This window comes from Sphingomonas yabuuchiae (assembly GCF_001477495.1).
Classification (GTDB): Bacteria; Pseudomonadota; Alphaproteobacteria; order Sphingomonadales; family Sphingomonadaceae; genus Sphingomonas; species Sphingomonas yabuuchiae_A.
Window position 1 is genome coordinate 22,634 of sequence record NZ_LDTF01000038.1, and the last position, 10,194, is coordinate 32,827.

The window sequence follows — 10,194 nt, forward strand, 5'->3', positions numbered from 1 at the left end:
CGCTCGCGGAAACGCCCCACCCCCGGCCCCTCCCCTGAAGGGGAGGGGTGATTTCGCCTTATGTCGCTTCGCCTATCGCCCGGGCAGGATCAGCGAGACCGCCAGACCCGGCGCGGCATCGCCCAGTTCCAGCCGCCCGCGATGCAGCCGTGCGATCGCCTCGACCAACGGCAGGCCCAGGCCGTGCCCTCCAGCCGCTTCCCGCGCGCTATCGAGCCGTCCGAAACGGCGTAGTGCCCGGGCTCGATCCTCGGCCGCGATGCCGTGGCCATTATCCGCGACGCGCAAGGTCACGCCCTCTTCGCTGGCGTCGAGCGACACGGTGATCGTCTTGCCGCCATATTTGATCGCATTGCCGATCAGGTTGACCAGCGCCTGGGTCAGCAACTGACGGTCGCCGACGAAATCCGTCACCGTGGCATTCACGGCCACGCCCAGACGATGCCCGGCATCCTCGGCGACGGGGATCATCATCGTGGCGGTATCGCGGACCAGCGTCGACAGGTCGAGGGAGGCAAAGCCCGCCTGACGATGTCCCGCCTCGATCTCGGCGATGCGAAGGAGCGCGGCGAACATGGCGAGCAGCGCGTCGCACTGGGCCAGCGCGGCGCTGGCCCGTTCGGCCTGGGCGGGATCGCGGGCGTCCTCGACGAGGCGCGCCAGTTGGCCGCGCAGCCGCGACAGGGGCGTGCGCAGGTCATGGGCGATATCGTTGCACTGGCTGCGCATCGCGTCCATCAACTCGGCGATGCGGTCGAGCATGTGGTTGAAGGCGGCGGCCTGGCGGTCGAATTCGTCGGCCGATCCGGTCACCGGCACGCGGTGGCGGATATTCCCGGCGATGATCGCCTCGACCGTGGCGCGCTGGTCGGCGATGCGGCGGCCGACCAGCATCGAAAAGGCGACCATGCCGCCGACCACGATCAGGATGATTGATCCGAACCCGGTCAGATAGATGCGCGTCCGCGTCGCGCGGTAGCTGTCGAACGGCTCGGTTTCCGCCACCACGGCCAGCCGCCGCCCTTCGCCCGCATCGCGAACCAGCGCGCGGCCATGCGACAGGCCGATGATCCCGTCGCGCTGGCGCAGGTCCGACCGGCCCATCGGCAGGGTGGAGCGCGGGGCGATATTGCCGCCCAGCCGCCGTCCGTCCGCCCCCAGCAGCAACAGGCCGATATCGCCGGTATCGCGCTGCGTCGACAGGGTGGCGATCCGCGCGAGCAGCAACGGGGTGGAGAGCCGCATCTCGCCCGCGTCCCGCTCCAGCACCAGATCGGCGATCGCCTCGATCCGGCGATCGACCGCACGTGCGACCGTCACCCGGTTGGCGGCCAGGATCGAGATGCCGGTGGCGACCGTGGCGATCAGGAACAGGGCCAGGACGGCGATGGTCAGCCCGCGCAGCGACAGACGACGGATCGCGCGCTTGATCATGGTTTCAGCGAATAGCCGATTCCGCGCACCGTTTCGATGGGATCCTCGCCGCCATTCTCGGTCAGCTTGACGCGCAGGCGCCGGATATAGACGTCGACGATATTCGTCTCCGGCTCGAAATCATAACCCCAGACCCGCTCGATCAGCATGGCGCGGGTCAGCACCTCGCCCGCATGGCGTGCCAGTTCGGCCAGCAGCTTCAGCTCCAGATTGGCCAGCGTGATCGGCTGCCCGCCGCGCCAGGCGCGAAAGCTGGTCGGGCTGACCACGATGTTCCCTGCGCGGATGGTGTCGGTTTCGCTGACCGTCCAGCGGCGACCCCGGATCACCGCCTGAATGCGCGCGACCAGTTCCTGCGGTTCGACCGGCTTGACGACATAGTCGTCCGCGCCCGCCTCCAGTCCGTCCACCTTGTCCGAGGCCATGGACAGGGCGGTCAGCATGACGACCGGCACCGTGATCCCGCGCGCGCGCAGCGTCTCGACCACCGACAGCCCGTCCAGGCGCGGCATCATCCGGTCGAGGATCACTGCGTCATACTGCTCGCGGTCCATCGCGGCGAGCGCCAGCCGTCCGTCGCCGACATGCTCCACCCGGTGACCCAATGCGATCAGGTCGGCGGCGAGCCCGCCCGCATATAGGGCGTCGTCCTCGACCAGAAGCAGGTGCAGGCTCATCGATATCATCCAGACCGTGATGGCATCCGCCCTACCGGGCAAATGCGCGGTGGCAAGTCCTGCCCCGCCGATCCTACCCCACCGATTTCATTGGGCCAGCGGTGCCAGCCGCTCGCGGAACAGCTGCACGAAACGATCGAGCGGGCAGGGCGCATCGGTGGGGCATCCGCGCGCCGTCACGGCCCGTGTCGAGACGGCGGCGGCATGGGCGCGGATCTGGTCGGGCGACTGGGTGCGATAATGGACGGTGACGAACGCACGATCCTTCGCATCATGCCAGCGCTCGATCAGGATCGCCCCGCCCGGCGCGGCGTCATTGGTCGCATAGCCCGGCGCGACCAGATCGAAGCCGAGCAAAGCGGCCAGCGCGGTGACGTTGGTGTCGTGCCCGACCAGCATGTCCACCTTCGCACCGTCCTTCGCGGTCAGCGCGTCGATCATGTGCCGCCCGAACGCGGCCGACTGGTGTGCGGCCATATAGGGCGAGCGCGAATAGACGTCGAACAGCGCGGCATGGACCGTGCCCAGCCGTGCCAGCGTCCTGCCGTCGACCGGCATGCCGCCGACCGAGGGCGACAGCCCTTCGGCATATTGCAGCAACAGCACCTGTGCCGTTCCCGACGCGGTGCGGATCGGCCCGGTCAGGTCGATGCCATGGCCATCGGCCGAAGGCGTCAGCCGCGCCGGTCCCGCCGGATCGCAACCCCTGGGGTCGCCGCAGCCCAGCACCTGGTCCAGCAGCCGAAGCGCCGGACGGTGGCGCGCGACCAGCGCGTCCATGCCGCCGATGAAGCGGTCGATGTCCGCCACCGCCGCGTCGGCATCGAAGCGGGTGGCACGGGCGCGCAGCGGTTCGAACAGCGGATCGACCTGGCCCATCGGATTATGCGCGACAGGCACGGTGCAGCCGGGGGCCAGCGCCTTGGCATAGGCCTCCCCACTGGCGATCGTGCGGGACGAGCTGTTGGTGCGGATGCGGATGCTGCCCGGTGTGGGGCAGCCCTGCGGCAACAGGCCCCGCGCGACCCAGGCGGCGCGGTCGGCCCGCGCCTCGGCCGCCAGCGCTTCGGCACCGTGCGGGGTCAGTTCGCTTTCGGGCGTCGTCCAGATCGGCCAGGGCTTGGCGGTGCGCGTGCCGTGCGGCACTTCTCCGTCCAGCGGCGCGCGGACGCCGTGCCGCATCAGCACCACCACCCGGTCGAGCGTCAGCCCCTTGGGGGCAGGGGCATACTGCGCCGCGACCGGCGCGGCCAGTGCGGAGAGGACATACAGGGCGAGCGGCGCGATCAGGCGGCGGGGAAAGGCGGTCATCGCGCGGCTTTGGACCGATTTCGGGTCAGAACTGTGACATTGTCTCCCGCTTCATCGCGCTTGACCGGTACCTTGGGAAGTTTTTTCGAAAGTCATCAAAAATCGGTCAATAAGTCATCGCGCTGTCACACGTCGCCCCTAGCGGAGCCGTCGAAGGCGTCCTGGGGGGCGTCGCCATCAATATCGATCCAGGGGAATTCCATGACCGTTTCGGCCAAGCGGGCGCATGTCGTGCGCCTGTTGTGCGGCACCGCCGCGACCTTGCTGATTGCCGCACCGGCGTTCGCCGCCGATCCGATCGTCGCATCGGACGAACCGGCGGTCGCGGCCGCCGACCCGCAGGCGGGTGAGGACGTGGTGGTGAAGGGTCATCGCCAGGCGGTGGTCGATGCCCAGGACGAACAGCTGCGCAGCCAGTCGCTGGCCACCGTCGTCTCGGGCGAGGAGCTGCGGCTGCAACCGCAGCAGAACCTGGCGGACCTGCTGACCCGCCTGCCGGGCATCAGCTCGTCGGTCGACCAGTCGCGCAACGCGGCGGCGACGGGCGAGGCGCAATATGTCTCGATCCGTGGTCTCGACACCTCGTACAACGCCTATTCGTTCGACGGCGTGCGCCTGGCGCAGACCGATGCGCGCACCCGCGCCATCTCGATGAACCTGTTGTCGCCCTTCTCGCTCCAGACGGTGCGCGTCGACAAGGCACCGACCGCCAAGTACGATGGAGACGCGATCGCGGGCATCATCGACATGGTGCCGATCACCGCCTTCGACCTGCCCAACCATCGTACCCAGATCCGCCTTCAGGGCCAGCTGGCGGGCCGTGCCGATGCGCGTCGCCAGGACCCCTGGGGCGGCACCGCGCAGGTCGAGACCGCCCAGCGCTTCGGCGATTTCGGCGTCTATGCCTCAGCCTATTACGGCCTGAAGCACGTGCTGGGCGAGTCGACCGCCGTGCAGCATGACTGGGAGAAGTATAACAACAATATCTCCGGCATGATCCGCGACAATCTGGACAACCTCTTCGCGCGCGGCGCCCAGTGGCAGTCGTTCCGCAACCGCATCGAGCGGATGGGCGGTACGCTGAACCTCGACTGGAAGGGCGAGGGCACCGACCTGTACCTGCACTCGACCTATGGCCGGTACAATCTCAAGAGCTGGATGGACCAGACCGCGCTGCGCCAGACCAGCCTGGCACCCGACCAGATCAACCCGAACCCCAACAAGGGTTCGTATGACGCCGCCGGTTATCGCGCCGATTACGGCCTGACCGCGACGCATTATTTCCGCACCGAGCACAGCAAGCAGGAACTGGTGACGACCAAGCTCGGCGGCGAGACGCGCTCGGGCGACTTCACCTTCGACTATCACGGCGCCTATTCGCGCGGGTCGCAGAATTACCCCTTGCGTATCCAGTCGGGCTTTGCGGGCCGTCCCTATATCGGCACCGCCGACAACACGGGCACGGCGGCCTATCGCATGGTCACCTCGATCGGCCAGCGCACCTTCCCGCAGGTCGTCCTGACCGACGCGGCGCGGGCATATCTGACCGACCTCAGCAAGCTGCGCCAGTGGTATGTCACCCAGCAGTTCGAGAACACCTGGGAACGCCGCCTGGAGGGTCAGTTCGACACGACCTGGCACCATGCCGACCAGGGGCTCGTCTCGATCTCGGCGGGGGCCAAGGTCGAGGACGCCAAGCGTTACGCCAACGCGCTGGGTGACGACGGCGCGCTGCAATATACCTTCCCCAATGCCGATGGCAGCAACTCGCCGCGCTATGCCGCGACCGGCCCGGCCCTGACCTCGCTGCCCGGTCGTCTGCTCGGCGGCTTCATGAACAATGCCGCGCAGGTGCCGATCTATCTGATCGATACCGACTATATCGAGAATCAGGTCCGCCAGCTCTCCAGCCCGAAGATCGCCGGTCTGGACCCGGTGAAGCTGAAGGAAAACCGCCTCGACGGGCGGGAGAACCGGTTGTCGGGCTATGTCATGGCGACGATGCAGTTCGGCGATCTGCAGGTCGTGCCGGGCGTCCGCTATGAGTATAACCGCTTCAAGGGCACCTATTTCCAGGAGCAGGGCAATAGCGGCGCGTTCGTGACCTCCGACCGCCATTACGACCAGTGGCTGCCGAGCGTCATCGCCAACTACCGCCCCAATGACGCGATGGTGATCCGCGCCTCGATCCGGAAGAGCTATTCGCGGCCCGCTTTCGACCTGCTGCTCGGGCCGACGCAGGTGACGCGCAACGACCTGGGCGAGGTGACGGGGGTGTTCATCCCGAACCCGAACCTCGATGCGCAGACCTCGTGGAACTACGACGCCTCGATCGAATATAAGGGGCAGGGCACCGACTTCTTCTCGATCAGCCCCTTCTACAAGGATCTGAACCACGTCCTGTTCGCGACCGGCACCACCAATGCCAGCGGCGACTACAACATCTGGGGCGCCCCCCAGTCGGAACAGCAGGGCGGGGTCGAGGTGTCGAAGCTGACCACCGACGCCACGGGCAAGATCTACGGAGTCGAACTGTTCGGTCGTTATTCGCTGAAGGGGCTGCCGGGGCTGCTCGACGGGCTGGGGCTCCAGGCCAATGTCACGGTGCAGCGGGCCAATGCGCGGGTCTTCGTCAACGGCCAGATGCGCGACCAGCGCATGACCCAGGCGCCGAAGATCATGTACAATGCCGCGCTATTCTATGCCCATGGCCCGCTGTCGGCGGAGTGGAACTATAATTACACCGGCGACCGCTTGTACGATCTGCGCTCCAGCCGTCCGGACACCTATATCCAGCCGACGACCATCTCGAACCTGATCGTCAACTATGTCCTGCCGTCGGGCCTGACGATCGGCGCGTCGGTGCAGAACCTGTTCGACGAACACAGCTATTGGGCGACGACCAGCGAGCGCAAGGCGTACCTCTCGAACGACCGCAAGGGCGGCTATGTCGAGACGGGGCGCATCTACATGCTCAATCTGACCTACGCCTTCTGATCCTACCCTCTCCCCGATCCGGTGCCCGTCCCCATGGGCGCCGGAGCGCACCTACGCCGACGGCGCATCCTTGTGCCGTCGGCGATTTTGTGTGGGGTTCCTGACCACCTGGTCACACGCTAGCATGATCCCGAAGAGAGGACCTGCCAGACATGATGAAACGCCAACGCCGCCAGCATGAGATCGTGGCGTATCTTTCCGAGGGCGGGTTTCACGGGATCGGCGAACTGGCCGAGGCGCTGTCCGTGTCCGAGGAGACGGTCCGGCGCGAGTTACGCGTGCTGGAGGCATCGGGTGCGGTCGTGCGCGCCCACGGCGCGGTGCGCATCGCCAAGGTCGAGACCGAGGGCTCCTTTGCCACCCGCCTGCAACGCCATGCCGAGGCCAAGCAGCGCATCGCCGCCGCCGTCGCACAGGTCGTGGCGGACGGACAGACCATCTATATCGATGCCAGCACTACCGGCCATTATGTCGCGCGGGCACTGCGCGATCATCAGGGGCTGACCGTGGTGACCAACGCGGTCGGCGTCGCCGCCGAGCTGGGCGGGCGCAACGACAATCGCATCATGCTGGCCGGCGGCGAGATGGATTACGAGTATCGCGCCTGTTTCGACGCCACCGCGCGCGAATATCTGAGCATGTTCACGCCCGCGCTGGCCATATTGTCGGTCGAGTCGGTCAATCTCGATCACGGCTTTGCCGATTATCACGCGGGCGAGGCGGCATTGTGCCGGATGATGATCGCCCGCTCGCGCCGCACGCTGATCGCCGCCGACCAGAGCAAGTTCGACCGTCCCGGCACCATCCAGGTGGCGGCGCTGGACACGGTGGCGATGCTCGTGACCGATGCGCCCCTCTCGCCCGCCTATGCCGAGGCGCTGGCCGGGGTGGAGGTGGTGGTCGCCTGATCACGCGGGATCAGGAGCGCGATCGTGGCGCCCGCGATCCCGAAACCGGCATGGATCAGCCAGAAATGCGGCTGGTCCATGCGGGGATAGAGCGTGCCCAACTGCCCCACGGCCAGATGCGCGACGAAGCCATGGAGATAGAAGAGCCCGGTCATCAGCCCGCGTCGTGACGGCGGCGCGGCGGCCGCGACGATCGCCAGCGCCGAGGGCCAGGACAGGACGACCCCGATCGACAGCAATGCGATCGCGCAGACCGCTCCGATCAGCCCGACCTGCGCCGCCCCCCCGGACAGCCCGGCGAGCAGGATATAGGCCAGCGTCATCGCCAGCCCTCCGGCGGCCAGCTTCGTCGCCGGACCCGGTTCGCGGCGCAGGCGCGGCCAGAGGCGATAGGCGAGCAGCGCCAGCGCGATGGTGAACAGCCCGTCCGCCGCCGCCAGCCAGCTCGGCGGGATCGTCATGGTGCCCAGCGTCAGGTCGACGCGCTGTTCGGCCCAGAGCAGCACCATGTTGTTGAGTTGCTCATAGGCGCAGAAGCACAATGTCACGGCGCTGATGGCGAGGATGACGCGCGGCCAGTCGGTGCGGCGATGGTCCGCCTCGCGCGCTTCGATCAGGCGAACCGGCGGCGCGGAGCGCAGGGTCAGCATCGCCGCGATCATGCTGGCGGCCATGACGACAAAGGCGGCGGCAAAGCCGAACCGCAACGCCAGCCAGCCGCCGATCAGCGGCCCCAGCAGCGCGCCGCCGTTCAGGAACGCCAGATACGCCGCATAGAGCCGCTCGCCCTTCGCTCGCCCCCGCAACGCCCCCACTTCGGCGGCCAGATTGCCCTTGAGCAGCCCGATCCCGCCGATCAGCAGCACCAGCCCCGGCAGCGCCCAACTGCGGCTGGCCAGCGCGAGCAGCCCCAGCGTCATCAGCATGGCGCCTCCATACATGGCGCGCCGCCGCTGTCCGCTACGATCCGCGATCCAGCCGCCCAGCGGCAGGACCAGATAGGTGAGCGCGCCGTACAGGCCGTAGAGCTGCGAGGCGAAGGCGATGTCGCCATGCGCCCCGGTCATCGCCTCGATGCCGCGGCGCAAGGCAGACAGCGCAATCACCCCCCGGCCGTGCACCAGCAGGTCGGTGACCAGGAACAGGGTCAGCAGCGACTTCGCGCCCTGGATCGCACAACGCTCCCACCCCTCGACGCTGGCCAGCGTCCAGAAACCGGGGGCGGGCGGGGCAGTGTCCCTGTCGCGCATGATGTCGATATCGGTCCGTCTTGGGCTTGGGGGGAAGCGACGGCTCCCTAGCGTCGGTATGTGACGGGTTCGCGGCGCTCGACAAAGCATCCGCCACACGGCACCACGGGGTCATGGACTTGTCCGCGATCGTCGCCGATATCGCCGCCGAGATGGCCGAAGCCCCCGACCGGGGCACGCCCGCCGATTATATCCCCGCGCTGGCGGACATCGATCCGCAGCGCTTCGGCATCGCCATCGTCGAGGCGGACGGCCAGTGCCATCTGGCGGGCGATGCCGAGGAGAGCTTTTCGATTCAGAGCATTTCCAAGGTCTTCGCGCTGACGCTGGCGCTGGGTGCGGTCGGCGACCAGCTGTGGCGGCGGGTCGGGCGCGAGCCGTCGGGGACCGCGTTCAACTCGATCGTGCAGCTGGAGACCGAGCACGGCATCCCGCGCAATCCCTTCATCAATGCGGGTGCGATCGTCGTCGCCGACGTGCTGCTCGGCGGCTACGAGCCGCGCGAGGCGATCGGCGAGATGCTGCGCTTCGTCCGTGCGTTGGCGGGGGAGGAGGATATCGTCATCGATGCCGCTGTCGCGCAAGCCGAGATGGAGACGGGCCACCGCAACCAGGCGCTGGCGCACTACATGCGCTCGTTCGGCAATCTCCATCACCCTGTCGACCGGGTGCTGGGTGTCTATTTCCACTTCTGCGCGCTGGCGATGAGCTGTCGGCAGCTGGCGCTGGCCGGGCGTTACCTGATGGCGCGGGGCGTCAATCCGGGGACGGGGCGCTCGGTCGTGTCACCGCAGCGGGCGCGGCGGATCAACGCGCTGATGATGAGCTGCGGCCATTATGACGGATCGGGCGAGTTCGCTTTCCGTGTCGGCCTGCCGGGCAAGTCGGGGGTGGGCGGCGGCATCCTGGCGATCGTGCCCGGCCGCGCATCGATCGCCGTTTGGTCGCCCGGCCTCAACGCGCGCGGGAATTCGCAGCTTGGTACGCTGGCGCTCGAACGGCTGGTGCAGCGGACGGGCTGGTCCGTGTTCGACCCGCAAGCCGGTTGACCGCCCGCAAGGGCGCAAAGGCCGCCTGCGCGCGCACCGACAGGATCAGGTTGAGCGCGACGCCCGCGATCGAGGCGGCGCCGAACAGGCGCACGATCCGCTCGCCCGTGACCGCCGTGCCGCAAGCCGACAGCGCCAGCAGCAGCACCGCGCCGCCGAGCAGCTTCAGGCCCATGCGCAGCCGCGCGTCATGCAGCGTTCCCGCCTCCCTGGCATGGCGATAGGACCCGGCGGCGAGCAGCCAGAAGCCGACGAAGCAAAGGGCGATCGTATCAAGCATGGGCAGGCTCCATGGACCGGCGCGACCGGCCGGGGGTTTTGGGGGCCGTCTCTTATAAACATCTGACGCTGCCGACGAAGAGGAGAGTGTAGATTTTGGGGGTTGGCGTATCATTAAAAAAAAAAAAAGAAAAAGATGTTATAGAGGGAGTGAGGATCAGAATAAACAAAGCATAAGACAATGCATAGAATAGAAGCAACAGGCACATCGTGGTGAGAGCAAACACTACACAAAAGAGACGCATAAGGACTCCAATAAACATACATTAATATCTAACATAGTAAACCA

The 10,194-nt window shown here is 67.1% G+C and carries 8 protein-coding genes; 3 read left to right on the top strand and 5 right to left on the bottom strand.

The window, feature by feature from the left end; translation table 11 throughout:
* Window positions 1–72 precede the first annotated feature (72 nt).
* The 3 genes from NS355_RS08650 to NS355_RS08660 form a co-directional block, all read right to left on the bottom strand.
* Entirely contained in the window at window positions 73–1,434 is a 1,362-nt protein-coding gene (locus NS355_RS08650) for a sensor histidine kinase (protein WP_153008142.1), read from the bottom strand.
* Window positions 1,431–2,111, bottom strand: a complete 681-nt coding sequence (locus NS355_RS08655; RefSeq protein ID WP_209445050.1) for a response regulator transcription factor — start codon at window positions 2,109–2,111, stop codon at window positions 1,431–1,433. The genes NS355_RS08650 and NS355_RS08655 overlap by 4 nt, the downstream gene beginning before the upstream one ends.
* 87 nt (window positions 2,112–2,198) lie before the next feature.
* Window positions 2,199–3,422: a histidine-type phosphatase gene (locus NS355_RS08660; RefSeq protein ID WP_058745341.1), complete on the bottom strand. Its 1,224-nt coding sequence runs from the start codon at window positions 3,420–3,422 to the stop codon at window positions 2,199–2,201.
* A gap of 201 nt (window positions 3,423–3,623) precedes the next feature.
* Here NS355_RS08660 and NS355_RS08665 point away from each other — a divergent pair, with 201 nt between their 5' ends.
* A complete protein-coding gene (locus tag NS355_RS08665) occupies window positions 3,624–6,419 on the top strand; it encodes a TonB-dependent receptor (RefSeq protein ID WP_058745342.1) in 2,796 nt (931 codons plus the stop codon).
* Between the two features lie 152 nt (window positions 6,420–6,571).
* Window positions 6,572–7,327, top strand: a complete 756-nt coding sequence (locus NS355_RS08670) for a DeoR/GlpR family DNA-binding transcription regulator (RefSeq protein ID WP_058745343.1) — start codon at window positions 6,572–6,574, stop codon at window positions 7,325–7,327.
* On the opposite strand, the gene NS355_RS08675 is transcribed toward NS355_RS08670, so the two are convergent.
* Window positions 7,285–8,577 (bottom strand): MFS transporter, encoded by a 1,293-nt coding sequence (locus NS355_RS08675; protein WP_058745344.1) that lies wholly within the window; start codon window positions 8,575–8,577, stop codon window positions 7,285–7,287. The two genes, NS355_RS08670 and NS355_RS08675, sit on opposite strands and share 43 nt — an antisense overlap.
* 113 nt (window positions 8,578–8,690) lie before the next feature.
* Between NS355_RS08675 and NS355_RS08680 the strand changes: the two genes are divergently transcribed.
* Window positions 8,691–9,626, top strand: a complete 936-nt coding sequence (locus NS355_RS08680) for a glutaminase (protein WP_058745345.1) — start codon at window positions 8,691–8,693, stop codon at window positions 9,624–9,626.
* Here NS355_RS08680 and NS355_RS18715 read toward each other — a convergent pair.
* Window positions 9,532–9,906, bottom strand: coding sequence for a DUF3325 family protein (locus NS355_RS18715; RefSeq protein WP_153008144.1), 375 nt, complete (start codon window positions 9,904–9,906; stop codon window positions 9,532–9,534). The genes NS355_RS08680 and NS355_RS18715 overlap by 95 nt on opposite strands.
* Window positions 9,907–10,194 lie beyond the last annotated feature (288 nt).

What these genes read in the sequence shown, in the direction of transcription:
- NS355_RS08650 (WP_153008142.1), bottom strand. Translation starts at nt 1,434, where the DNA reads ATGATCAAGCGCGCGATCCGTCGTCTGTCGCTGCGCGGGCTGACCATC.
- NS355_RS08655 (WP_209445050.1), bottom strand. Translation starts at nt 2,111, where the DNA reads ATGAGCCTGCACCTGCTTCTGGTCGAGGACGACGCCCTATATGCGGGC.
- NS355_RS08660 (WP_058745341.1), bottom strand. Translation starts at nt 3,422, where the DNA reads ATGACCGCCTTTCCCCGCCGCCTGATCGCGCCGCTCGCCCTGTATGTC.
- NS355_RS08665 (WP_058745342.1), top strand. Translation starts at nt 3,624, where the DNA reads ATGACCGTTTCGGCCAAGCGGGCGCATGTCGTGCGCCTGTTGTGCGGC.
- NS355_RS08670 (WP_058745343.1), top strand. Translation starts at nt 6,572, where the DNA reads ATGATGAAACGCCAACGCCGCCAGCATGAGATCGTGGCGTATCTTTCC.
- NS355_RS08675 (WP_058745344.1), bottom strand. Translation starts at nt 8,577, where the DNA reads ATGCGCGACAGGGACACTGCCCCGCCCGCCCCCGGTTTCTGGACGCTG.
- NS355_RS08680 (WP_058745345.1), top strand. Translation starts at nt 8,691, where the DNA reads ATGGACTTGTCCGCGATCGTCGCCGATATCGCCGCCGAGATGGCCGAA.
- NS355_RS18715 (WP_153008144.1), bottom strand. Translation starts at nt 9,906, where the DNA reads ATGCTTGATACGATCGCCCTTTGCTTCGTCGGCTTCTGGCTGCTCGCC.